This window comes from Citrobacter sp. RHBSTW-00881 (assembly GCF_013728515.1).
GTDB classification, from domain to species: Bacteria; Pseudomonadota; Gammaproteobacteria; order Enterobacterales; family Enterobacteriaceae; genus Citrobacter; species Citrobacter braakii.
In genome coordinates this window covers 1489520-1513980 of record NZ_CP056269.1, presented here as the reverse complement: position 1 = coordinate 1513980, position 24461 = coordinate 1489520, and the positions used below count along the sequence as shown (strand labels likewise).

22 protein-coding genes and 6 tRNA genes are annotated in these 24461 nt (G+C 51.3%); 18 read left to right on the top strand and 10 right to left on the bottom strand.

Annotation, left to right across the window (positions count from 1 at the left end; translation table 11 throughout):
* Positions 1 to 100: 100 nt before the first annotated feature.
* The 5 genes from mgrA to HV311_RS07155 all read left to right on the top strand — a co-directional run bounded on the left by mgrA (position 101) and on the right by HV311_RS07155 (position 6092).
* A complete protein-coding gene (gene mgrA, locus HV311_RS07175; RefSeq protein WP_191220906.1) occupies positions 101 to 1099 on the top strand; it encodes an L-glyceraldehyde 3-phosphate reductase in 999 nt (332 codons plus the stop codon).
* Positions 1100 to 1227: 128 nt separating this feature from the next.
* Positions 1228 to 1557, top strand: a complete 330-nt coding sequence (ypeC, locus tag HV311_RS07170; protein WP_016153906.1) for a DUF2502 domain-containing protein YpeC — start codon at positions 1228 to 1230, stop codon at positions 1555 to 1557.
* A gap of 402 nt (positions 1558 to 1959) precedes the next feature.
* Positions 1960 to 3519, top strand: coding sequence for a PTS transporter subunit EIIC (locus tag HV311_RS07165; protein ID WP_191220905.1), 1560 nt, complete (start codon positions 1960 to 1962; stop codon positions 3517 to 3519).
* Between the two features lie 16 nt (positions 3520 to 3535).
* Positions 3536 to 4888 carry a class-II fumarase/aspartase family protein gene (locus HV311_RS07160; RefSeq protein ID WP_049281513.1) on the top strand — a complete coding sequence of 451 codons (1353 nt, stop codon included), beginning with the start codon at positions 3536 to 3538 and terminating at the stop codon, positions 4886 to 4888.
* Complete coding sequence (locus HV311_RS07155; RefSeq protein WP_191220904.1) at positions 4881 to 6092, top strand: N-acetylglucosamine-6-phosphate deacetylase; 1212 nt, start codon at positions 4881 to 4883, stop codon at positions 6090 to 6092. Before HV311_RS07160 ends, HV311_RS07155 begins: the two co-directional genes overlap by 8 nt.
* On the opposite strand, the gene HV311_RS07150 is transcribed toward HV311_RS07155, so the two are convergent.
* The 3 genes from HV311_RS07150 to HV311_RS28210 form a co-directional block, all read right to left on the bottom strand.
* Positions 6085 to 7632 (bottom strand): hypothetical protein, encoded by a 1548-nt coding sequence (locus HV311_RS07150; RefSeq protein WP_191220903.1) that lies wholly within the window; start codon positions 7630 to 7632, stop codon positions 6085 to 6087. The two genes, HV311_RS07155 and HV311_RS07150, sit on opposite strands and share 8 nt — an antisense overlap.
* Before the next feature lie 83 nt (positions 7633 to 7715).
* On the bottom strand, positions 7716 to 8954 hold the full coding sequence (locus HV311_RS07145) for an Nramp family divalent metal transporter (protein WP_016153911.1): 1239 nt from the start codon (positions 8952 to 8954) through the stop codon (positions 7716 to 7718).
* A complete protein-coding gene (locus HV311_RS28210) occupies positions 8951 to 9025 on the bottom strand; it encodes a hypothetical protein (protein WP_418135078.1) in 75 nt (24 codons plus the stop codon). Before HV311_RS28210 ends, HV311_RS07145 begins: the two co-directional genes overlap by 4 nt.
* A 273-nt stretch (positions 9026 to 9298) precedes the next feature.
* On the opposite strand from HV311_RS28210, the gene nupC reads away from it, so the two are divergent.
* Positions 9299 to 10501 (top strand): nucleoside permease NupC, encoded by a 1203-nt coding sequence (gene nupC, locus HV311_RS07140; protein ID WP_016153912.1) that lies wholly within the window; start codon positions 9299 to 9301, stop codon positions 10499 to 10501.
* Between the two features lie 153 nt (positions 10502 to 10654).
* On the opposite strand, the gene HV311_RS07135 is transcribed toward nupC, so the two are convergent.
* A tRNA-Ala gene (locus tag HV311_RS07135) sits at positions 10655 to 10730 on the bottom strand.
* A 42-nt stretch (positions 10731 to 10772) separates the two neighbouring features.
* Positions 10773 to 10848, bottom strand: a tRNA-Ala gene (locus HV311_RS07130).
* 221 nt (positions 10849 to 11069) lie between these two features.
* Here HV311_RS07130 and HV311_RS07125 point away from each other — a divergent pair.
* Both HV311_RS07125 and HV311_RS07120 read left to right on the top strand, forming a co-directional pair.
* Positions 11070 to 11432, top strand: coding sequence for a YfeC-like transcriptional regulator (locus HV311_RS07125; RefSeq protein ID WP_016153913.1), 363 nt, complete (start codon positions 11070 to 11072; stop codon positions 11430 to 11432).
* Position 11433: 1 nt separating this feature from the next.
* Positions 11434 to 11826, top strand: coding sequence for a MerR family transcriptional regulator (locus tag HV311_RS07120; protein ID WP_016153914.1), 393 nt, complete (start codon positions 11434 to 11436; stop codon positions 11824 to 11826).
* 56 nt (positions 11827 to 11882) lie between these two features.
* Here HV311_RS07120 and gltX read toward each other — a convergent pair whose 3' ends face one another.
* Positions 11883 to 13298, bottom strand: coding sequence for a glutamate--tRNA ligase (gene gltX / locus HV311_RS07115; protein ID WP_005130009.1), 1416 nt, complete (start codon positions 13296 to 13298; stop codon positions 11883 to 11885).
* 258 nt (positions 13299 to 13556) lie between these two features.
* On the opposite strand from gltX, the gene HV311_RS07110 reads away from it, so the two are divergent.
* The 4 genes from HV311_RS07110 to HV311_RS07095 all read left to right on the top strand — a co-directional run bounded on the left by HV311_RS07110 (position 13557) and on the right by HV311_RS07095 (position 13955).
* Positions 13557 to 13632 (top strand) — tRNA-Val (locus HV311_RS07110).
* Positions 13633 to 13677: 45 nt separating this feature from the next.
* Positions 13678 to 13753, top strand: a tRNA-Val gene (locus HV311_RS07105).
* A 46-nt stretch (positions 13754 to 13799) separates the two neighbouring features.
* A tRNA-Val gene (locus tag HV311_RS07100) sits at positions 13800 to 13875 on the top strand.
* A gap of 4 nt (positions 13876 to 13879) precedes the next feature.
* Positions 13880 to 13955 (top strand) — tRNA-Lys (locus HV311_RS07095).
* An 80-nt stretch (positions 13956 to 14035) separates the two neighbouring features.
* On the opposite strand, the gene HV311_RS07090 is transcribed toward HV311_RS07095, so the two are convergent.
* Positions 14036 to 14962: a LysR family transcriptional regulator gene (locus HV311_RS07090; protein ID WP_191220902.1), complete on the bottom strand. Its 927-nt coding sequence runs from the start codon at positions 14960 to 14962 to the stop codon at positions 14036 to 14038.
* An 89-nt stretch (positions 14963 to 15051) separates the two neighbouring features.
* Here HV311_RS07090 and HV311_RS07085 point away from each other — a divergent pair, with 89 nt between their 5' ends.
* Complete coding sequence (locus HV311_RS07085; protein ID WP_016153920.1) at positions 15052 to 16050, top strand: bile acid:sodium symporter family protein; 999 nt, start codon at positions 15052 to 15054, stop codon at positions 16048 to 16050.
* Here the strand turns inward: HV311_RS07085 and HV311_RS07080 are convergent.
* The 3 genes from HV311_RS07080 to zipA all read right to left on the bottom strand — a co-directional run bounded on the left by HV311_RS07080 (position 16047) and on the right by zipA (position 19352).
* Entirely contained in the window at positions 16047 to 16265 is a 219-nt protein-coding gene (locus HV311_RS07080; RefSeq protein WP_016153921.1) for a DUF3820 family protein, read from the bottom strand. The two genes, HV311_RS07085 and HV311_RS07080, sit on opposite strands and share 4 nt — an antisense overlap.
* 1 nt (position 16266) lies before the next feature.
* Complete coding sequence (ligA, locus tag HV311_RS07075) at positions 16267 to 18282, bottom strand: NAD-dependent DNA ligase LigA (protein ID WP_095715115.1); 2016 nt, start codon at positions 18280 to 18282, stop codon at positions 16267 to 16269.
* A gap of 71 nt (positions 18283 to 18353) precedes the next feature.
* The gene (gene zipA, locus HV311_RS07070) at positions 18354 to 19352 is read right to left on the bottom strand and encodes a cell division protein ZipA (protein ID WP_016153923.1); all 999 of its coding nucleotides are present in this window, start codon (positions 19350 to 19352) and stop codon (positions 18354 to 18356) included.
* A 230-nt stretch (positions 19353 to 19582) separates the two neighbouring features.
* Between zipA and cysZ the strand changes: the two genes are divergently transcribed.
* From cysZ to crr, 5 genes are all read left to right on the top strand, one after another.
* The gene (gene cysZ, locus HV311_RS07065; RefSeq protein ID WP_103284094.1) at positions 19583 to 20344 is read left to right on the top strand and encodes a sulfate transporter CysZ; all 762 of its coding nucleotides are present in this window, start codon (positions 19583 to 19585) and stop codon (positions 20342 to 20344) included.
* Between the two features lie 163 nt (positions 20345 to 20507).
* On the top strand, positions 20508 to 21479 hold the full coding sequence (gene cysK, locus HV311_RS07060; RefSeq protein ID WP_005121957.1) for a cysteine synthase A: 972 nt from the start codon (positions 20508 to 20510) through the stop codon (positions 21477 to 21479).
* 383 nt (positions 21480 to 21862) lie between these two features.
* A complete protein-coding gene (ptsH, locus tag HV311_RS07055) occupies positions 21863 to 22120 on the top strand; it encodes a phosphocarrier protein Hpr (protein WP_002913505.1) in 258 nt (85 codons plus the stop codon).
* A 45-nt stretch (positions 22121 to 22165) separates the two neighbouring features.
* Entirely contained in the window at positions 22166 to 23893 is a 1728-nt protein-coding gene (gene ptsI / locus HV311_RS07050) for a phosphoenolpyruvate-protein phosphotransferase PtsI (protein WP_016153925.1), read from the top strand.
* Positions 23894 to 23933: 40 nt separating this feature from the next.
* Positions 23934 to 24443, top strand: coding sequence for a PTS glucose transporter subunit IIA (crr, locus tag HV311_RS07045; protein ID WP_000522253.1), 510 nt, complete (start codon positions 23934 to 23936; stop codon positions 24441 to 24443).
* Positions 24444 to 24461 lie beyond the last annotated feature (18 nt).

Genomic DNA, 24461 nt, shown 5'->3' with positions numbered 1-24461 from the left:
TGGAAAGCAAGATGTACAGTTTTCATCCCTAAATTTAATTGCAGCTGGCCTTGTGTAAACGTATACACTCAAATTCACACCTTATCTGACAGGAGGCTATATGGCTTATCAGGCTGCTGAAAATCGTTATCAGACAATGGAGTACCGCCGCTGCGGTCAGAGCGGCTTCAAGCTCCCGATTGTATCACTGGGGTTGTGGCACAATTTTGGTGATACCACGCAGGTCGAGAACAGTCGGGCGCTGTTACAGCGTGCATTCGATCTGGGGATCACCCATTTTGATCTGGCGAATAACTATGGTCCACCGCCGGGTTCAGCGGAGCGAAATTTTGGTCGCATCCTGCAGGAAGATTTTTTACCGTGGCGAGATGAGCTGATCATCTCCACCAAAGCAGGTTACACCATGTGGGAAGGCCCTTACGGGGACTGGGGTTCACGCAAATACCTGATTGCCAGCCTCGATCAAAGCCTGAAGCGTCTGGGGCTGGAGTATGTCGATATCTTCTACCACCATCGCCCCGACCCTGAAACACCGCTCAGAGAAACCATGCGTGCACTGGATCATATCGTCCGTCAGGGCAAAGCGCTGTACGTAGGCCTCTCTAACTATCCGGCTGAACTTGCCAGACAAGCGATTGAAATACTCGACGATTTAGGTACGCCATGCCTTATTCATCAGCCCAAATATTCTATGTTTGAGCGTTGGGTCGAAGAGAGCCTGCTGTCGCTTTTACAGGAAAAAGGCGTCGGTAGTATCGCCTTCTCACCGCTGGCTGGCGGGCAGTTAACCGACCGCTATCTGAACGGTATTCCGGCGGATTCTCGCGCCGCAAGCACCAGCCGTTTTCTGAATCCGGACCAGATCACCCCACAAAAACTGGAAAAAGTTCGAGCGCTGAACGCACTGGCAGAGCGACGGGGACAAAAGCTGTCTCAGATGGCGCTCGCGTGGGTTCTCCGGGAAGACAAGGTCACGTCTGTGCTGATTGGTGCCAGTAAACCGGCGCAAATTGAAGATGCCGTCGGCATGCTGGCAAACCGTCACTTTACGCCTGAAGAGTGCGCGGAGATTGATGCCATTCTGAGTCGGTTGAAATAAAGACACATTTATTAACAAAAAGTGCTCTCACTTGCGATTTAAGAGTTGTGGCGATGAAACGGGGCTTTACTGCCCCGGAATATTACGTTAACAGGCCGGCTACGGCTCGATCGTGAAGGAGAGAAAACATGTTCAGGTCACTGATTCTGGCGGCAGTCTTAATGGCTTTTACACCGCTGGCCGCGAACGCTGGCGAAATCACCCTGCTGCCATCAATAAAATTGCAAATTGGCGATCGCGATAATTACGGTAACTACTGGGATGGCGGCCGCTGGCGCGACCGGGATTACTGGCACCATAACTATGAGTGGCGCAAAAATCGCTGGTGGCGTCATGACAACGGCTACCATCGTGGCTGGGATAAACGCAAAGCTTATGAACGCGGCTACCGAGAAGGCTGGAATGACCGTGACGACCATCGCGGTCGTGGGCGCGGCGGTCACGGGCATCGTCATTAAGAAAAGGAACCTGTGGTAACAGAGAATTTTTAACAATGGCAAAGGGTTCCGTTCACCGTATGTTCATTGTTTCTCTGAAACCCTCATTCCCGTAACGGGCAAGAGAGGCTCACCGTCTCCCTTGCCACCCAGGCTTCCGGCAGGAAAAATCGTCACTTCGTGATCCATTCGCCTTATGTCGTCTTCCTTCGGATCGCTTCAGTACGCTGACTTTCAGTTCAATCCGTTTCGCTTTAATAAAAAATACCTTTGCAGCTAATCAATCCTTAAGTGACCAGCATTAGCCTGCAGGCTGCTTTTTTATGGTCAAATCCTGCGCTTTTTATTTTTCACTATTTGCCCTTGAGCAAAAATCTCCTGAACGTATCTTATCCTCAAGAGAATTCACGTCAGGATTAACTTATGAATGCTAATTTTAAGAATGAAATTCAGACATTCGGTCGATCGCTATTATTACCGATCGCCGTACTGGCGCCAGTGGGGATGGCCATGGGAATTAGCGCTGCGTTAGGGCAGAGCTATATGATTGATAAACTCCCCTTTCTGGGCAATGAAATTTTCAGAGCAATTCTCTCTTCTCTGGGATTAATCAGCAGCGTCGTTTTTAATAATATTCCTTTACTGTTCGCGATGGGTGTCGCCTACGGTATGTCTAAAAAAGAAAAAGGGATTGCTGTATTTGCATCCGTCGTGGCTTACCTGACTCTGCTTATCGCCATGCATGTGCATCTTAAGCTGGCAGGTACGCTGGCGAAAGAGGATATGGCTTTCGTCGGACAGGGAATGGTATTAGGTATTCAGACGCTGAAAATCGAAGCGCTGGGCGGTATTATTGCCGGGCTGCTGGCAGCTAAAATAACCGACCGTTTTTACCGGCTGCAATTACCTCTCGCTTTCGCCTTTTTCAGCGGTAAAAAATCCGTCGCGATCTTAGCCATTGCTTTTTCCATTCCCGTCGGCTTGATCATTCCTTTTATCTGGGATCTGTTTACCGCAGGTATGCGCGCCATATCAACAATAATGATGGCACCCAACATTGGTGCAGGTATCTATATGACGCTCAATCGCCTGCTGATCCCGTTTGGCCTGCACCACGTCCTCAGTTCCACCGTGCGTTTCACCGCGGCAGGCGGTACGTACCTGATTGACGGGCAGACCTATGTCGGTATTTTGCCCGCTATCAATAAAATCCTGTTTGAGCTTGGTCCCACCCATCCGGCCTGGAAAGAGTATATGCCGACGCTCACCAGCTATCTTGCCTCATCACAAATGCTCACGACGCTGTTCCGCGTTCCGGCGATTGGTCTGGCGATGTACCACATGGCCTATTTCAAGAATAAGAAATTTGCCAAAGGGATGATCCTGACCGTGGTGCTAACCGCCATGCTGGGGAATATTACCGAACCGCTGGAGTTCTCCTTCCTGTTTATCGCGCCAAAACTCTTTATTGTCTATGCGGTACTCTGTGGCTTATTGACCATTCCACTGCAATTACTGGAAGTCTCCATCGGCTATATTCGCGGCACTATTTTTGATTTTGGTATTTTCGGTTTGATGTATGAACACACCCAATGGATTAATTTAATTATCCTCGGCGTGATTAACTTTGTTGTCTTCTATTTCGTCTTCCGCTTCGCGATCGGTAAATTTGATATTAAGACCCCAGGCCGCGAGAGTGAAATCGCTGACAGCACCTTACTGAACAATAAAGAGTACGACAAAGTCGCCGAACTGGTGATTCAGGGACTGGGCGGGACAGACAATATCAAGCGCGTTGAAAACTGCGTTTCACGGTTACGTATTGATTTGAAAGATCAGAAAAAAATGGACATGGCCATTCTTAAAGAATCTGGCTCGCTGGGAACCTTTATCCCCTCCAGCAACCATGTTCATGTGGTATTCGGCCCACACGTAGAATTTGTCCGTAACGCGGTAGACGACCGCCTCGTCGGTGCGAAATAAATTCAAGGAGATAGTAATGCGTGCACTGTATGATTCAAAAAGCAAAACGATCGACGATCGAGGAATGAAATCTCTGCTCGCGCAGCCAGCGCGGGTACAGTCATGGCTCGATGTTGAAGCCGCCCTGGCTCAGGCACAAGCCGGACACGGCATGATCCCCGCCAGCGCCGCAGTCAATATTACCGCTAACTGCCACGTGGATAAGATTGACCTGACGGAAATGGAACGCCTGCTGCGCGAGATTGGTCACGGCTTCGTTCCGGTCATCAAAGTGCTGGTCAAAGCCTGTGACAGTGAAAGCGGAAAATACGTGCATTACGGCGTCACCACGCAGAATATTCAGCAAACCGCACAGCTTTATCTGGCAAAGCAGTTCGATACCATCATGCAGGGTTTTGTGGACGATATTCTGCGTAACCTGGCAAAGATGGCATCTGACCATAAAGCAACGATTATGGCCGGACGTACCCACGGTAAGCACGCGCTGCCCATCACCTGGGGCTATAAAGCCGCCGTGTGGATTGATGAGTTACTTAGCGCCCAGCAGCGCATGCGGGAAGCGGAAAAACGCGTCTTTACCGTGATGATGGGGGGAGCCGTGGGCGCCTTCCACGCGACCGGTGAAACCGGCCGCCGGGTTCAGGATAGCGTTGCCCAAAAGCTGGGAATGCATTCAATGGCGATTCCCTCCCGCAACTCGCGCATTTACCGCACTGAATACATCAGTAATTTGTGCCTGCTGGCGACGACGTTACACAAAATAGCCGAAGAGGTTTATCAGACCTCAAGCGAAGAGTTTGCCGAAGTTTCAGAAGCCTTTACTAAAGGCACCGTTGGCAGCAGCACCATGCCGCAAAAAGTGAATCCTAAACTGGCGAAGGGGATCATCGCCAACGCGCAGAAATTGTACTCAGTAATGACCTCCTGCCTGTATGTCAGCCCACGTCCCTTCGAAGCAGACAGCTCCGCTTACTTTATCTTTGACGGTAATATTCAGGAGAGTATGGAGTTAATGGCTGAGATTGTGATGCGAGCCGAAGAGTTGACGCGGACGCTGGTCATCAATCCTGGTCGTATGCGCCAGAATGTGCAGTTAACGCATGGTCTTATTAATAGCGAAAAAATCATGATGCAGCTGGTGGAAAGGCTGGGCAAAGATGCCGCACATGAACGCGTCTACCAACTGGCAATGCGCAGCACGCATGAAGGCATCCCCTACGCTGATGTGCTGCGTGATGACCCTCTTATTCGCCAGCACTTTAGCGACTCAGAAATTAATACGCTGCTGGATCCTGCTCACTACATCGGCCTTTGCGCAGAAATCGCCGAGGAAACGGCCGCTCGCGTATGGGAGAAAGACAATGGCTGATCCCCTGCTTTCTCTGGCAAGTGAACGCATTGTCACCCCGAATGGAATCGAAAGCGGCTATCTGCATATTGAAAGCGGACGTATTTCTGGCCTCGACAGTACGCCACGCGGAAAAATCGTCGATTATCGCCATGCCATGCTGATGCCCGGTTTTGTGGATATTCACGTTCACGGCTGGGGGAGAGGGTCGTTTGCCTGGAGAGGTGAACGCCGTTCTTTGCAGGCGATGAGCCGGGATCTGGTTAACGCCGGGGTTACCGCGTGGCTTGCAACATCAGCCACCCAGCCGGAAACGTTCTTGCTGGAGAGTCTTTCCACCGCCGCGGACTGGATTGCAGACGCAAAAGCGGAAGATGGTGCCGAAGCGGTGGGTATTCATATGGAAGGCCCCTTTATTAACCCTGCATACAGCGGAATGCAGAGCAAGGACGCGATTCAACCACCCGGTATCGAAGGATTCAAACGCTATCAGCACGCCGCGAGGGGAAATATCCGTCTGATGACGCTCGCACCTGAACTGCCGGGCGCCCTGGCGCTAATCCGCTATTTACGCCAGTCAGGCGTCACCGTGTCAGCCGGTCATACCGACGCCACCTTTGATGAAACCACTCTCGCTATTGAAGCCGGTTTAACCCACTTTACCCATGCATTTAGCGCCATGCGCGGGCTGCATCACCGGGAGCCTGGCGTGGTGGGGGCGCTGATGTACCATCAGAATACGTATGCCGAGGTGGCAAAGCAGAGCGGGATTACGTTGCGACCAGAAGTGTTCGACATTCTCTATCGGTTGAAAAAAGATCGCCGGTTGGTCATGGTCAGCGATTGTCTGGGATATGTGGATTTTCCCGAAGGATCAGAATTCCACCATTACCTGCGCCAGGAGACGTTTCGCATTCACAATCATTGTCTTGAAATCACCGACCACAGCGGAAAGACCCGAACGGTTTCACCCACGGAATGGTCCGAAGTGTGCAAACTGGAGATGAGCTTTCTGGACTCCGTGAAAAATGTGGTCGACAGGCTGGAAAAAGGCTGGGTTTCAACCGCGCAGATTGCCTGCCTTAATCCGGCTATCCTGGCGGGTGTTGATGCGAGAAAAGGCAGCCTGACGTCAGGAAAAGATGCCGATATTCTCGTGTTGGGTGCAGAGTTAAACCTGGAAGCCGTCTGGTGTCGCGGCGTTTCGCAACCTCTGGCTAAATAAAAATATCACTGTAATGCGTATCAAGAAAAATTTTTAACGCCTCCTGGCTCATTCCCTGAACCTGCTGAATAAAGTCCTCAGCAGGTATTTTTTTGCGCGCGGAGGGAAGTCCATTTTCGCGTAATAACAGGAGATCGTCCTGCGTGAGCCAGAAATTCACTTTGACATAATCCAGCCCGGCGTAGCGGAGATGACTCGATATCTTGTTTGTAAAGGTAATCAGCAGGTCGAATTCGAGCTGCTGAAGCCGCGCAATCTCATTGATGTTGATGCAGGCGGGGATTTCAATATGGAAGCGGGAGAAAAGCATCTCTTTAAAATAGCCGACCTTACTCTCTGACGAGTTCGTCACAATAATGACCCGCTTTTTCTTATCGCCAACAACCCGATTTTTGAGCGCATACTTTTTGATAATCAGCACCAGGGTTGCCAGATGAATAGCAGAAAAGGTCGTTTGCCAGTGATGTTCAATCTCTTTCACCGCATACTGGACATGTTCCCATAGCTCAGGATAGCGTCGCTGGACATCATGGAGCTTTTTATCATCGAACCAGAGATGAAATTTATTCTGGATGATGGCGGCATAGATAAAATTATAAATCTCCGCAAACCAGGCGTGCTGATTGTGAATGGTGTTCTCCAGACATCCGGCTAAAGCGTGACAGGTGCGCTTAACGTAAGAGACCAGCCAGGCGTCATATAATGTGAAGGGGCGATGAGTAAACGTCAGTGAAGCAATCAGCAGATCCAGACAGATATTTTCATCCGCATCAGGCAATACGCCATAAGGAAAGGTTGTCAAAAACTCAGCCGCCGAACTCTCCGTAATTCTGTGTCCCCTGCGGATACGGTGCAGGGCAAGGCTAAGATAGACCAGTAAGTATTTTCTGCCGTTATATCCCAGGGCGATGACCGGACTGATTTTATCTTCGTAATAGTCTGCCGCCTGGTTTATCTCTGCAGCACACTGATGAAGAAACTGTTCGGCAATTGAACGGCCTGTCGGCTCATTGGCCTGGTGGGCGATAAGTCGGTGATCCTCACCAATTTCGACCGTTTTTAGTATCGTCATGCACGCCGCCAGCCGTAGCTGGAACTCATCCCCCGCAAGCCGGGAGCCCTTACGCGGGATACTTTGCACAATCAGATCGCGTTCCTGCACCAGGCTCATCATGACGGGATTATCATTTTTTACCGTTCCCGCGCTGACATAAAATTTTTTGTAATAATCATTTTTATTCACCACATCGTGCAAACAGAGCGCCACAAAGAGATCCTTCACCCTCTCTTCTGCCGTAGTGATATAGCGATTAAACTGGACGCGCGCTAAAAACTGTCGGTATTCGCTGTAGCCAATCCGGGTGGTAATAAACTGATTATCCTGATGTAGCTGGACATTTTCTGGCAGAAGTTCATTGAGCTCTTTCATTGTCCGTTTTAGCGTGGAGAGCGTTTTACCGAAACGCTCGACGGCCTCTTCAACGGGGAGCGGACTGTTGTCCTGGAGATATTTCAGGAAAGAGAGATCAAAATGATTCATGAACGCCTGCCAGTTAATTATGCAGGGCACATCATAGAGGAAAAGCTCAATTAAAACCGTGACCCGTCGCGAGTCACGGTTGATTATAGCCCCATCGCCGTGCCTGCCAGTAGCCAGAGATTGAGCGCCACGACCAGTATCACAATGACCCAGCCAATCTGTTTAACGCAACGACGATTGACCAGATCCCCCATCAGCTTACTGTCGCTGGTGAAGATCAGCAGCGGCACCAGCGCCAGCGCGATACCAAAACTGAGCAACACCTGACTCATCACCAGAATACGGGTCGGATCCAATCCCATCAGAATCACAATAAATGATGGCATCATGGTGACGGTACGGCGTACCCATAGCGGAATGTGAAAACGGATAAACCCTTGCATCACCACCTGCCCCGCCAGCGTACCGACCACGGTAGAAGAGAGTCCCGCAGCCACCAGGCTTAAACCAAACACCGTCGCTGCAGCGTGACTCAACAACGGTTCAAGGGTCAGATACGCCTGATCGAGATCGGCAATACCGGTATGCCCGCTAAAATGAAATGCAGCGGCAGCCGTCGCCATCATCGCCAGATTGACAAATCCGGCAATCGTCATGGCGATAGCCACATCCCATTTAGTGGCCGCATAGCGCTGTTGGCGTGTTCCGCCGTGCAAATGCTGAGTTAAGGAAGAGTGCAGATAAATGACGTGCGGCATGATAGTCGCCCCGAGCACCCCAGCGGCCAGGAACACCGCTTCGGAATTAGGCAGGCTTGGGATCACCATTCCCTTACTAAGCTGCGCGAAGTTCGGTTGGGAAAAAACCAGCTCCACAATGTAAGCCGCGGCCACAAACAGCAGCAGGCCGCCAATCACCTTTTCCAGCGGTTTTTGACCGCGACGCTGCAGCATCAGAATTAAGAACGTCGCGATACCGGTGAGTACGGCCCCTTGCAATAAGGAGACGCCGAGGATCAGTTTGAAGCCAATCGCAGCGCCAATAAACTCAGCAAGGTCTGTTGCCATAGCGATAATTTCTGCCTGCACCCAGTAGAACCACACCACCGGGCGAGGATAATGATCGCGAATTTGCTCCGCCAGGTTTTTACCCGTAGCAATGCCGAGTTTTGCCGACAGCACCTGAATCAGCATCGCCATCAGGTTTGCCCAGACCACCACCCACAGCAATTGATAACCAAAGCTGGCCCCTGCCTGGATATTGGTGGCGAAGTTACCCGGATCGATATAGCCGATCGCCGCAATGAACGCAGGTCCCATTAATGCGAGCTTCAACTTGCGCGCTGCCCGCCCACTGCTACTCTCAACGCGATCGTTAGTCATTTTAGTGCCTCAGAAACATAGCCTTTGCTATGTTTCAAGCTACGCCTACTGAGAATGATTATCAAATTCATTTTAATGGGTGACGTTGATTTCTCTGATAGCGTTTGTCTATGGATCGATAAGGATTCTGGAAATACCGGCGAGATGTTTAATTATTGTTATGAGAATAGCACAATGACATAACTTTTCACTTCCATACTAAACATAACGGAAGTGTATCACCGATCACTAATTTTGAATCTCGTCACAGGTCCTTATTATAGTGTGTGTTTGATCTCGTTTTCTTTATGGTTGTTACATAGAATGTGCACGAAAACTAAACCTGCCTCATATTTGGAGCAAATATGGACCGCGTTCTTCATTTTGTCCTGGCCCTTGCCGTGGTTGCGGTACTCGCACTGCTGGTAAGCAGTGACCGTAAAAAAATCCGCATTCGTTATGTTATTCAATTGCTTGTTATCGAAGTGTTACTGGCATGGTTCTTCCTGAACTCTGATGTCGGTCTGGGCTTCGTGAGAGGCTTCTCCGAGATGTTTGAGAAACTGCTCGGGTTTGCTAATGAAGGGACTAACTTTGTCTTCGGTAGCATGAACGATAAAGGCCTGGCATTCTTCTTCCTGAAAGTGCTTTGCCCGATCGTCTTCATCTCCGCCCTGATCGGTATTTTGCAGCATATCCGCGTACTGCCGGTAATCATCCGCGCGATTGGTTTCCTGTTATCCAAAGTAAACGGTATGGGCAAACTGGAATCCTTCAACGCCGTCAGCTCTCTGATCCTGGGTCAGTCTGAGAACTTTATCGCCTATAAAGATATTCTCGGCAAAATGTCTCGCAACCGTATGTACACCATGGCAGCAACGGCGATGTCGACCGTTTCCATGTCTATCGTCGGCGCGTACATGACCATGCTGGAACCGAAGTACGTGGTTGCGGCGCTGGTTCTGAACATGTTCAGCACCTTTATCGTGCTGTCGCTGATCAACCCTTACCGCGTGGATGCCAGCGAAGAAAATATCCAGATGTCTAACCTGCACGAAGGCCAGAGTTTCTTCGAAATGCTGGGTGAATACATTCTGGCTGGTTTCAAAGTGGCAATTATCGTTGCGGCGATGCTGATTGGTTTCATCGCACTGATCGCTGCCCTGAACGCCCTGTTCGCCACCGTGACCGGTTGGTTTGGCTACAGCATCTCTTTCCAGGGCATCCTGGGTTACATCTTCTACCCGGTTGCATGGGTAATGGGTGTGCCGTCCAGCGAAGCGCTGCAGGTGGGCAGTATCATGGCAACTAAACTGGTTTCCAACGAATTCGTTGCGATGATGGATCTGCAGAAAATCGCCGCTACGCTCTCCCCGCGCGCAGAAGGCATCCTGTCTGTGTTCCTGGTTTCCTTCGCTAACTTCTCTTCCATCGGTATTATCGCTGGTGCGATTAAAGGCCTGAACGAAGAGCAAGGTAACGTGGTTTCTCGCTTTGGTCTGAAGCTGGTGTACGGCTCTACGCTGGTGAGCGTACTGTCCGCATCTATCGCCGCACTGGTGCTGTAAGCGTAAGACAACGTCGCAGTAATAAGACCGGGGAGATTCATATTCTCCCCGGTTTTTTTATGCCTGCGATTCAGCAAACCGAAGAGATAAAGAATAAGAACTGGCAGGATGCAGAAACAAAAAACCCCCGCTTTTCAGCGAGGGTTTAAATTTTGGTGGAGCTAAGCGGGATCGAACCGCTGACCTCTTGCATGCCATGCAAGCGCTCTCCCAGCTGAGCTATAGCCCCACGATGCTTTTACGTACGTACCAAATTCATTGGGATTAAATTTGGTGGAGCTAAGCGGGATCGAACCGCTGACCTCTTGCATGCCATGCAAGCGCTCTCCCAGCTGAGCTATAGCCCCATTACGTAAAGCTTGTCGAGTTGACGGGCGGCATCATATGAATTCCCTTCGCGTGTGTCAACGGCAAAATTAACTCATAGAATTCAATCGCTGAAAAAGCAGTCAAATGAAGAACATTGCGTAACAACTCGCATTCAGTAGTTAAACGCGTCACGGTTTCTACTAAAATGGTGCTATAAAATGAACCACTAATTAACCCCACGACTATTCAGGGAATCGTTATGTTCAAGGAACGGATGACGCCAGAAGAACTTGCTAATCTGACCGGATACAGCCGACAGACCATCAATAAATGGGTACGCAAAGAAGGTTGGGCGACATCACCAAAACCAGGCGTTCAGGGCGGTAAAGCCCGGCTGGTTCACGTCACCGAACAAGTTCGTGAATACATTCGCAGCGCTGAGCGTTCAGCCGAAGGTTTATCAGATAACTTATCGTTATCCGGCGATACCTCTGTTGAAGCGCTGCTGATTAGGCTCGCCAAAGAAATGACACCGACAGAACAGAAAATGTTTACCTCACTGATCCTGCGTGAAGGCATTACGGGTTTATTACAGCGTTTAGGGATCCGCGAAAACAAATAATATGAAAAAATTACGCAGCAAAATGACGACCGAAGAGCTGGCGGAATGTCTCGGGGTTGCCAAACAAACCGTCAATCGTTGGATCAGAGAACAAAACTGGACTACCGAAAAGTTTCCCGGCGTTAAAGGTGGTCGTGCAAGACTGATTCATATTGACTCCAGCGTCCGCGCGTTTCTGCTCAATATTCCCGCTTTTCGCAAAGTTCCTGAAGTTTATCAGGCTGAAGAACCGCTGGCAGAATACACCCACGTAGTACGCAGCCACGCGTGTCGCCAGATAATTAGCGCACTGGACAACATGTCCCCAACGGAACAAGAAAAGCTGGCGATGTATATTTCGCGCGAAGGTATTCGCACTTTTCTTACTCGTTTGGGTATTGATGAGTCTGAATAACAGGCAAAAAAAACGGCAGGATACGCTCCTGCCGTTATTTCATCGGTCAATCAGTTTTATTGCTGGCTTTCACGCTCAGCAATAAACGCCAGCGCTTTATTAATACGCTCAATGCTGCGGGATTTACCAATCGCATGCACCGTAACGTCTAACGCCGGGGACTGACCCGCGCCGGTAACGGCTACGCGCAGCGGCATCCCGACTTTACCCATACCAACTTCCAGCTCATCAGCCGTTGCCTGAATCGCATGGTGCACATTTTCTGCCGTCCACTCGCTAATCGCAGCCAGCTTGTCGCGAACCACTTCCAGCGGCTGACGCGCAACCGGGCGCAGGTGTTTCTTCGCTGCATCAGCGTCGAACTCGGCAAAGTCTTCGTAGAAATAGCGGCAGCTCTGCGCCATCTCTTTCAGCGTTTTGCAGCGCTCACCGAGCAGTTTAACCAGCTCTGACAGCTGCGGGCCTACGCGGGTATCGATATTTTCCTGCTCAATGTGCCATTGCAGATGGGTTGCTACATATTCCGGCGCCAGCGCATTAATATAGTGATGGTTCAGCCACTGCAGTTTTTCAGTGTTAAACGCACTCGCAGACTTGCTCACCGCACCGAGGGAGAACAGTTTGATCATCTCTTCACGGGTGAAAATTTCCTGATCGCCACTGGACCAACCCAGACGCACCAGATAGTTCAGCAGCGCTTCCGGCAGGTAACCGTCGTCGCGGTATTGCATAACGCTGACCGCACCGTGACGTTTGGAGAGTTTTTTACCATCGTCACCGTTGATCATTGAAACGTGTGCGTAAACTGGCACCGGCGCGTTCAGCGCTTTCAGGATATTGATCTGACGCGGAGTGTTGTTGATATGGTCTTCACCACGAATAACGTGGGTGATTTCCATATCCCAGTCGTCGACAACAACGCAGAAGTTGTAGGTCGGGGAACCGTCGGTACGGCGAATGATCAAATCATCCAGCTCCTGGTTGCTGAATTCGATCGGCCCACGGATCTGGTCGTCAAAAATAACGGAACCGTCCTGCGGGTTGGCAAAACGTACCACGCAAGGTTCATCAGCGGCATGATGCTCGTGGCCGTGGCGGCATCGGCCGTCGTAACGCGGCTTCTCACCGTTCGCCATCTGCTCTTCTCGCAGCGCGTCCAGACGCTCTTTAGAGCAGTAGCATTTATATGCGGTGCCTGCTTCCAGCATTTCATCAATCACCGCGTTGTAGCGATCAAAACGTTTGGTCTGGAAGTACGGGCCTTCATCCCATTCCAGATTCAGCCAGTTCATGCCATCCATAATGGCTTCAATAGCTTCCGGAGTGGAGCGTTCGAGATCGGTGTCTTCAATACGCAGCACAAACTCACCGCCATGGTTGCGTGCAAAAAGCCAGGAATAAAGAGCAGTACGCGCACCGCCGACGTGCAGGTAGCCTGTCGGGCTTGGCGCGAAGCGAGTTTTGATTTTCATGAAATGGCCTTACGTTTATAAAGATGCCGACAACCGGCAAATCCAGGGAAGATTATCAGGCTCGTATTCTATCACCGTGGTCTGATTCCTCAATGTTGTTCAGGTTGGAACATTACGCTTTGCCATTTTCGTATACAAATCATGCCGCACGGACTGTTTTGCGATCGTTTTGTTTAAATTTACGACGAACGAACAATTTCTTTAGAAAATGCGTTGACTCATTTTCAACTCTCCCTATAATGCGACTCCACACAGCGGGGGTGATTAGCTCAGCTGGGAGAGCACCTCCCTTACAAGGAGGGGGTCGGCGGTTCGAACCCGTCATCACCCACCAACTACTTATGTAGTCTCCGCCGTGTAAAACAAGAAATTGAGAAGTGGGTGATTAGCTCAGCTGGGAGAGCACCTCCCTTACAAGGAGGGGGTCGGCGGTTCGATCCCGTCATCACCCACCACTTTCTCGCCAGCTGGATTTCTTGTTAAAATGTGAAGTACCGAAGTGGGTGATTAGCTCAGCTGGGAGAGCACCTCCCTTACAAGGAGGGGGTCGGCGGTTCGATCCCGTCATCACCCACCACTTCGGGTCGTTAGCTCAGTTGGTAGAGCAGTTGACTTTTAATCAATTGGTCGCAGGTTCGAATCCTGCACGACCCACCAATGTAAAAAGGCGCCCTAAAGGCGCCTTTTTGCTATGCAGAGAAGAACCATTTCCCCTCTGATAACCATCAGCGTGAGCGTTATAACTGATACAACGGATCGCGGGCGCGGGCTGCGGTTAATTCACTGGCCTGCATACGCACCACATCCCACAGCGCCTGAGCAGCGGTTGATAAAGAGCGGTTTTTACGTCGGGCCAGCATCAGTTGCCGTTCAACAACCGGCGTCAGGCGCTTAACCTGCAAGTGACAGCCCTGCGGTAAGGGGAGCGCCAGCGCGGGCAGCACGCTGATGCCAATCCCCGCCTCAACCATCGGAAACAGCGTGGCGGGATGGCCTATCTCCTGAACGATATTGGCATCAATGGAAAAATGGGCCAGCGCAGCGTCGATCAGCGGTCGACTACCGGAAGCATAATCCTGTAGCACCAGGCGTTCGTGATACAAATCCTGCCAGTTCACCCACTCTCCTTGGGCTAACGGATGATCCTGGCGACACAGCAGCAGGAACGGTTCGGACAGCACGGCTTCACACTGCAAATCGGTGACTGCGCCGGGATCAATCACAATGCCAAAATCCACTTCTCCCTGGCGAATACTCTCCAGCACCCACTGCTGTGGTCGGTCGTGCAGCACAAAATCGATAGCCGGATAAAGCTGATTACTCTGGGCAATACACTGCGGAATAAGATGAGCAGAGATCGTCTGGCTGGCGCCAACCCGCACCGTGCCGGTTAACTGCGTTCCTACCTGTCCGGCTTCGCGCAGCGTGCTGTGCAATTCATCCAGAATACGTTCCAGCCGCGCCGCCAACTGGTGTCCGGCCTCCGTCAGTACCACTTCCCGCGTCGTTCTGTCCAATAACCGCACACCCGTCTGCCCTTCCAGCTCTTTGACACTATGGCTGACCGCCGACTGGCTTAAGCCGATGATATCCCCCGCCCGGCTAAAGCTTTTGGCCTGAGCGACGGTGACAAAGATACGCAACTGACGCAGAGAGTAATTCATCTATTCGATTCATATATGGATGCAATAAATCAATTTTATTTCTCAAACGGAAAAAAGCAAAATGTTACTACCGAATTTCAGGAGTCTTTATGAAACTTTTTCGTATTCTTGATCCGTTCACGATAACGCTGATTACCGTTGTTTTGCTGGCGTCCTTTTTCCCGGCCGAAGGTGGTTTTGTGCCTTTCTTTGAAGGCTTAACCACCGCCGCCATTGCCCTGCTGTTTTTTATGCACGGGGCGAAACTCTCGCGTGAAGCCATTATTGCCGGTGGTAGCCACTGGCGTTTGCATCTGTGGGTGATGTGCAGCACGTTTGTTGTCTTCCCGGTTCTCGGCGTTCTGTTCGCCTGGTGGGCGCCGGTCAACGTTGACCCGATGCTGTACACCGGTTTTCTGTACCTGTGTATTTTGCCTGCCACTGTGCAGTCGGCCATCGCTTTTACGTCGCTGGCGGGCGGTAACGTTGCCGCCGCCGTTTGTTCTGCTTCGGCCTCCAGCCTGCTGGGTATTTTTCTCTCGCCGCTGCTGGTAGGGCTGGTGATGAATATGCACGGCGCAGAAGGCAGCCTGGAGCAGGTGGGAAAAATCATGTTGCAGCTGCTGCTGCCGTTCGTGCTGGGTCACCTTTCACGTCCGTGGATTGGAAACTGGGTTTCTCGACATAAAAAATGGATCGCGAAAACGGATCAATCCTCTATTTTGCTGGTGGTGTACTCCGCCTTCAGTGAAGCCGTCGTTAACGGGATCTGGCACAAAGTGGGGGTGGGTTCACTGCTGTTTATCGTGGTGGTCAGCATCATACTGCTGGCAATCGTGATTGGCATAAATGTCTTTGTTGCGCGCAAATGCGGCTTTAACAAAGCTGATGAAATCACCATTGTATTCTGCGGTTCGAAAAAGAGCCTGGCGAACGGGATCCCAATGGCAAATATTTTGTTCCCGACTTCGGTGATTGGGATGATGGTGCTGCCGTTGATGATCTTCCATCAAATACAGCTAATGGTGTGCGCCGTGCTGGCGCGTCGCTACAAGCAACAGACGGACGCATTGCAGGCGCAACAGAAAAGCCGCGCCGCGAAGGCTTAAAGAGGACGTTTCAGGGGCTGCACCAGTTGCGTCAGCCCCTCAGTTTTAATCAGCAGTGTGATTTGCATCAGCTCGCCAAGCTTGCCCGGCGGGAATTCATCCTTACGGGCAAACCACAGCAGATACTCTTCCGGGACATCAATCAACCGACGCCCTTTATATTTGCCAAAGGGCATCACAGTATTAGCGATGTCAACCAGCTGCTCTTTTTCCATCTCAGGCATCCAGTAAGCGGATCATTTCAGCTTCATCGATCACGGCAATACCCAGTTCCTGTGCTTTTGCCAGTTTCGAACCCGCCGCTTCACCGGCAATCACCAGATCGGTTTTCTTCGACACGCTACCGGCCACTTTTGCACCTAACTCGGTCAGTCTCGCTTTGGCGTCATCGCGCGACATCAGGCTCAGGCTCCCGGTCAGCACCACCGTTTTACCTGCGAAGGGGCTGTCGATTTCTTCAGCGTTGATGACCACCGGCGCTGGCCAGTGGATCCCCTGCGCCAGCAGTTGAACAATTACCTCGCGGTTGCTCTCCTCGGCGAAGAAATTAAACACGTGCGTCGCCACCACAATGCCGACATCCGGCACTTTTTGCAGCTCTTCAATGGAAGCGGCTTCCAGCGCGTCGAGCGTGCCAAAATACGCCGCCAGACCTGCAGCCGTGGCTTCGCCGACTTCACGAATGCCTAGCGCATAGAGGAAACGGGCAAACGTGGTTTCTTTCGCTTTTTCCAGCGCGTTGACCACGTTTTGCGCCGACTTCGGCCCCATACGATCAAGCCCCGTCAGTTTACCGGCGGTCAGGGTGAAAAGATCCGCCGGCGTGTGGACATACTCTTTCTCGACCAGTTGATCGATAATTTTGTCGCCCATACCGTCAACGTCGAGCGCGCGGCGGGAAACAAAGTGTTTCAGCGATTCCTTACGCTGTGCTCCACAGATTAAACCGCCGGTGCAGCGAGTGACCGCTTCGCCTTCCACACGTTCAACATCAGAGTTACAAACCGGACAATGCGCTGGAAACACAATTTCGCGGGTATCTTCCGGGCGTTCAGAAAGCACGACGTTCACCACCTGCGGGATGACATCGCCCGCACGGCGAATGACGACTTTATCGCCAATACGCAACCCCAGACGCTCGATTTCATCAGCGTTATGCAGCGTTGCGTTACTGACCAGCACCCCGGCAACCTGGACCGGCTCAAGGCGGGCGACGGGCGTAATCGCCCCGGTACGTCCAACCTGAAACTCAACATCGCGTACGAAAGTCATCTGCTCCTGCGCCGGGAACTTAAAGGCCACAGCCCAGCGCGGCGCGCGGGCGACAAAGCCCAGTTGCTCCTGCAACGCCATGGAGTTGACTTTGATCACCACGCCATCGATATCAAATCCCAGCGTTGGTCGGTCTTCTTCAACCTTGTGATAGTAAGCAAGTACTTCCTCCGGGGAGTCGCAAAGCGCCACTCTGTCGCTTACCGGCAGGCCCCACTCTTTAAATTGCAGCAGGCGGCCCAGATGGGTATCTGGCAGCACGCCGCCTTCCAACACACCAACGCCATAGCAGAAGAAAGTAAGCGGTCGCTTCGCTGTGATACGCGGATCGAGTTGGCGCAATGAACCGGCCGCTGCGTTACGCGGGTTAGCAAACACTTTGTTGCCAGTGCGGCGGGCCTCTTCGTTAATTTTTTCAAATCCGGCCTGCGGCAGGAACACTTCACCGCGCACTTCCAGACGTGAAGGGATGTTTTCGCCACGCAGTTTTAACGGGATCGCGCGAATGGTGCGCACGTTAGAGGTAATATCCTCACCCGTGGTGCCATCACCACGCGTTGCAGCGCTGACCAGCACACCGTTTTCATACAGGATACTCACCGCCAGGCCGTCCAGTTTCAGTTCACAGCACCAGGTCAGTTTATCGGTACTCTTTAGCCTGTCCTGCACGCGCTTGTTGAAGGCGAGAAAACTCTCTTCATCAAACACGTTATCCAGCGACAGCATCGGCACTTCATGGCGAATCTGGCTGAACGCGGTTAACGGCGCGGCGCCAACGCGTTGGGTTGGCGAGTCGGGGGTAACAAGGTCCGGATGCTGCGCTTCCAGTTCGCGCAGTTCGCGCATCAGGCGATCGTATTCCGCATCGGGAATTTCCGGCGCGTCCATCACATGGTAGAGATACTCATGATGGCGAAGCGTGGTTCGCAGTTCTGTCAGTTGTTGTTCGATTGATTCCATATCGCACCATCAATGATAAAAAACCCCCGACAGGCGGGGGTTTAGAAAGGAAATGTCACGCCACAGGAAAATCAGGCGCGAGATTCTTTAACTTCGCGGATGCGGTCCTGATACTCGCGCAGTTTCTGCGGCGTCATCATGCGACGTTGATCGTCGAGCACCACACCACCCACTTCATCGGCAATGTGCTGTGCAGACTGCAGCATCAGCTTAAAGTTTTGCAGCTCGTCCCCGTAGGACGGAACCTGCATAAAAATAGTCACACCAGGGGTGCTGAAGTCGCCCGTCATTTCTGGGTCAAACGTTCCCGGATTAACCATATTAGCGAGGCTGAACAGCGACGGACCGCTGCCATCCGGGCTCAAATGACGATGGAAAATATTCATATCGCCAAATTTGAAACCGGCCTGCTGAATGCTGTTGAGCAGCACTTCCCCGTTGAGCTCGCTACCATGATGAGCCGCAACGTTCATAATGATGACCGCTTCTTTACGCTGCGGTTTTTCAGCAACAGGCGCTTCTTCTACTACCGGCTCGGGCTGCGGTTGATGTTCAACGACAGGCTCTGCTGGCTGGAAGGTCTGCGGCGCAGGTTGCGGTGCCTGCTGAGCAGGTTGCTGAACCTGCGGGGCAACAGGTTGCTGCACAGGTGGCTGCTGAACAGGCTGATGTTGCACCGGCTGCTGCGGTTGTACAGGCTGCTGCGGCTGCTGAACATGCGGCGGCGGTACCGGCGCTTGTGCAGGCTGCTGCGCAGGCTGACGCGGCTGAGCAGACGCATAAGGCGGCTGGTACTGGTGTTGCGGCGACTGAGGAGGAACACCATGTTCCTGCGCATTACCGGGAGCATGATTCACACGATGAACGCGAACTTCGCCCACGCCTTCGTCTTCCTCGACGTTGTCGTCGAACGAATCCTCGTCTTCACGTTTAGACTTCATGCGTTTCAGTGGGCGATCGCGGAATATAGAAGACCGCTCTTTACGGCTAGTCCAAAAACCATGTACCAGTAAAGCGATTATGGCGATCGCGCCAACAATGATTAATATCAGACGCAAATCCTGCATCATTATATTCTCTGTTGTTCTAACACCTTGCCACCACGGCAAACATTTACTCACTAAGAGTATTTGTCGATTACGCCAAGTGCAAGTGTACTCTTGGCTTTCACGGCATAAAGATGAACAAAATTGTGCTTTTTGCTGTTTTTTCGAACATTTCCGAACAGCTTAACGCTCAACAACCCGGTAAGATACGCACAGTTTACCAGAGCTTATATAACAAGGAGTACGTCCTGACCATGGTTTCATCATCTGCAGTTGTACCTCGCAGCGGCCTTTATTACTTTTCTCAGGGATGGAAGCTCATCACCCAACCGGGCATTCGTCGTTTTGTTATTCTGCCTTTGCTGGTGAATATCCTGCTGATGGGCGGCGCATTCTGGTGGTTATTTACGCAGCTCGGTAACTGGGTTCCCGCGCTGATGAGTCACGTCCCTGACTGGCTTCAGTGGCTCAGCTATTTACTGTGGCCGATTGTGACTATTTCCGTGCTGTTGGTGTTCGGCTACCTGTTCTCCACTATCGCCAACTGGATCGCCGCACCGTTTAACGGTCTGCTGTCTGAACAGCTGGAAGCGCGCTTAACGGGCGCAACACCGCCCGACACCGGCATTCTCGGCATTATGAAAGACGTTCCGCGCATTATGAAACGCGAATGGCAAAAGCTGGCGTGGTATCTCCCGCGCGCCTTCGTGTTGCTGATCCTCTATTTTATTCCAGGCATTGGGCAGACCGTCGCCCCGGTCCTGTGGTTCCTGTTCAGCGCGTGGATGCTGGCTATTCAGTACTGCGATTATCCTTTTGATAACCATAAGGTCCCTTTTAAGGAGATGCGCGTCGCGCTGCGCACGCGCAAGGTGACCAATATGCAGTTTGGCGCATTGACCAGCCTGTTCACCATGATTCCGGTGCTCAATCTGTTCATCATGCCGGTAGCGGTTTGTGGTGCCACGGCGATGTGGGTAGACTGCTATCGTGCTAAGCATGCGTTATGGAAGTAATGCAAAAATGTGTAAAAGCGGGCTGGCTTATGCCCGCTCTTATTCCATACTGCTACGCATTATTTCTCATCAGCATATAGATATGCGAATTCCTTACTTCCCCATACTTTCTCAACAGGTATGCTGAAGCGGTATCCCAATTTCATACAGTTAAGGACAGGCCATGAGTAAGATTTTTGAAGATAACTCGCTGACTATCGGTCATACGCCGCTGGTTCGACTGAACCGTATCGGTAACGGACGCATTCTGGCGAAGGTGGAATCACGCAACCCAAGCTTTAGCGTCAAATGCCGTATCGGTGCCAATATGATTTGGGATGCCGAAAAACGTGGTGTACTGAAACCGGGCGTTGAGCTGGTAGAACCGACCAGCGGCAACACGGGGATTGCGCTGGCCTATGTTGCCGCCGCCCGTGGTTACAAACTGACTCTGACCATGCCGGAAACCATGAGCATTGAGCGCCGCAAGCTTTTAAAAGCGCTGGGCGCGAACCTGGTGCTGACTGAAGGCGCAAAAGGTATGAAGGGCGCAATTCAGAAAGCGGAAGAAATCGTAGCCAGCGATCCCGAAAAATTCCTGCTGCTGCAGCAGTTCAGCAACCCGGCGAACCCGGAAATTCACGAAAAAACCACCGGCCCGGAAATCTGGGAAGATACCGATGGCCAGGTTGATGTCTTTATTTCCGGCGTCGGCACCGGCGGTACGCTAACTGGCGTGACCCGTTACATTAAAGGCACTAAAGGCAAAACCGACCTGATCACCGTCGCGGTAGAACCTACTGACTCCCCTGTTATCGCCCAGGCATTGGCGGGTGAAGAACTCAAACCTGGCCCGCATAAAATTCAGGGTATTGGCGCGGGCTTCATTCCTGGCAACCTTGATCTGAAGCTTATCGATAAAGTCGTTGCCATCACCAATGATGAAGCTATTTCTACCGCGCGCCGCCTGATGGAAGAAGAAGGTATTCTGGCGGGGATCTCTTCTGGCGCAGCCGTGGCTGCCGCGCTTAAGCTCCAGGAAGATGAATCCTTTACCAATAAGAATATTGTGGTTATCCTACCGTCATCGGGTGAGCGTTATCTGAGCACTGCACTGTTTGCCGATCTCTTCACAGAGAAAGAACTGCAACAGTAATGCCAGCATGTTAAAAACGCGTAAAAAAGCACCCTTTGGGGTGCTTTTTTGTGGCCTGCTTCAAATTTTCAACTCTCCTGGCATTGATTCAACCCGCCGGAACTGGTATTTAACCAAACTAATTATTTTGATGCGCGAAATTAATCGTTACAGGAAAAGCGCTAGCTGAATCGATTTTATGATTTGGTTCAACTCTTCCTTTCGCGGCATAATGTTTAATGACGAACGAAACGTCAGCGGCAAGAAGTTGCCAGCAACGGATTGCACCGAACTCCTTTTGTGTCGCGTCCAGTTTACGCCGATGCTAACAATACAGGCTAAAGTTGAACCGCCAGGCTAGACTTTAGTTCCACAACACTAAACCTATAAGTTGGGGAAATATAATGTTCCAGCAAGAAGTTACCATTACCGCTCCGAACGGTCTGCATACTCGCCCTGCTGCTCAGTTTGTTAAAGAAGCAAAAGGCTTTACTTCTGAAATTACTGTGACTTCCAACGGCAAAAGCGCTAGCGCCAAAAGCCTGTTTAAACTGCAGACTCTGGGCCTGACTCAGGGTACCGTTGTCACCCTGTCCGCAGAAGGTGAAGACGAGCAGAAAGCAGTTGAGCATCTGGTTAAACTGATGGCTGAACTCGAGTAAGTTCAACGAGTTCTTTTAAATATCAGTCACAAGTAAGGTAGGGTTATGATTTCAGGCATTTTAGCATCCCCGGGTATCGCTTTCGGTAAAGCATTGCTGCTGAAAGAAGACGAGATCGTCATTGACCGGAAAAAAATTTCTGCCGACAAGGTTGATCAGGAAGTTGAACGTTTTCTGAGCGGTCGTGCCAAGGCATCTGCGCAACTGGAAGCGATCAAAACCAAAGCTGGTGAAACGTTCGGTGAAGAAAAAGAAGCCATCTTTGAAGGGCATATCATGCTGCTCGAAGATGAGGAGCTGGAGCAGGAAATCATAGCCCTGATTAAAGATAAGCACATGACGGCTGATGCAGCTGCGCATGAAGTTATCGAAGGTCAGGCCACAGCCCTTGAAGAGCTGGATGATGAATACCTGAAAGAACGTGCGGCTGACGTACGTGACATCGGTAAACGCCTGCTGCGTAACATCCTGGGTCTGGCTATTATCGACCTGAGCGCTATTCAGGAAGAAGTTATCCTGGTAGCCGCAGACCTGACCCCGTCAGAAACCGCACAGCTGAACCTGAACAAGGTGCTGGGTTTCATCACCGACGCGGGCGGACGGACTTCCCATACTTCTATCATGGCGCGTTCTCTGGAACTGCCTGCCATCGTAGGTACGGGTAGCGTCACCTCTCAGGTTAAAAACGACGACTATCTGATTCTGGATGCCGTAAACAACCAGGTTTACGTCAATCCGACCAACGAAGTTATTGAGCAACTGCGCGCCGTTCAGGAGCAGGTTGCTACCGAGAAAGCGGAACTCGCTAAGCTGAAAGATCTCCCGGCTATCACGCTGGACGGACATCAGGTTGAAGTTTGCGCCAACATCGGTACCGTTCGTGACGTTGAAGGCGCTGAGCGTAATGGCGCCGAGGGTGTTGGTCTGTACCGCACCGAATTCCTGTTCATGGACCGTGAATCGCTGCCGACTGAAGAAGAACAGTTTGCCGCGTATAAAGCCGTTGCTGAAGCCTGTGGCTCTCAGGCGGTCATCGTCCGTACCATGGACATCGGCGGCGATAAAGAGCTGCCGTACATGAACTTCCCGAAAGAAGAGAACCCGTTCCTGGGCTGGCGTGCCGTACGTATCGCCATGGATCGTAAAGAGATCCTACGGGATCAGGTTCGCGCTATCCTGCGCGCCTCTGCTTTCGGCAAACTGCGCATCATGTTCCCAATGATCATCTCTGTTGAAGAAGTGCGCGCACTACGCAAAGAGATCGAAATCTACAAACAGGAACTGCGCGACGAAGGTAAAGCATTTGACGAAAGCATTGAGATTGGCGTGATGGTGGAAACACCGGCAGCGGCAACAATTGCGCGTCATTTAGCCAAAGAAGTTGATTTCTTTAGTATCGGCACCAATGATTTAACGCAGTACACCCTGGCAGTTGACCGTGGTAATGATATGATTTCACACCTTTACCAACCGATGTCGCCATCTGTGCTGACGCTGATCAAGCAAGTTATTGATGCTTCTCATGCGGAAGGCAAATGGACTGGCATGTGTGGTGAGCTTGCAGGCGACGAACGTGCTACACTTCTGTTGCTGGGGATGGGTCTGGACGAATTCTCTATGAGCGCCATTTCTATCCCGCGCATTAAGAAGATTATCCGTAACACGAACTTCGAAGATGCGAAGGTGTTAGCAGAGCAGGCTCTTGCTCAACCGACAACGGACGAGTTAATGACGCTGGTTAACAAGTTCATTGAAGAAAAAACAATCTGCTAATCCACGAGATGCGGCCCAATTTACTGCTTAGGAGAAGATCATGGGTTTGTTCGATAAACTGAAATCTCTGGTTTCTGATGATAAGAAAGACACCGGAACTATTGAGATTGTTGCTCCGCTCTCTGGCGAGATCGTCAACATCGAAGACGTGCCGGATGTAGTTTTTGCTGAAAAAATCGTTGGTGATGGCATCGCTATCAAACCAACCGGTAACAAAATGGTCGCCCCTGTTGATGGCACCATCGGCAAAATCTTTGAAACCAACCACGCTTTCTCTATCGAATCCGACAGCGGCATTGAGCTGTTTGTTCACTTCGGTATTGATACCGTTGAACTGAAAGGCGAAGGCTTTAAGCGCATCGCTGAAGAAGGTCAGCGTGTTAAAGTGGGCGACCCGGTTATTGAATTCGATCTGCCGCTGCTGGAAGAAAAAGCCAAGTCTACCCTGACTCCGGTTGTTATCTCCAACATGGACGAAATCAAAGAGCTGATCAAACTGTCCGGTAGCGTGACAGTGGGTGAAACTCCGGTTATCCGCATCAAGAAGTAATTCTTGCTGCAGAGAAGA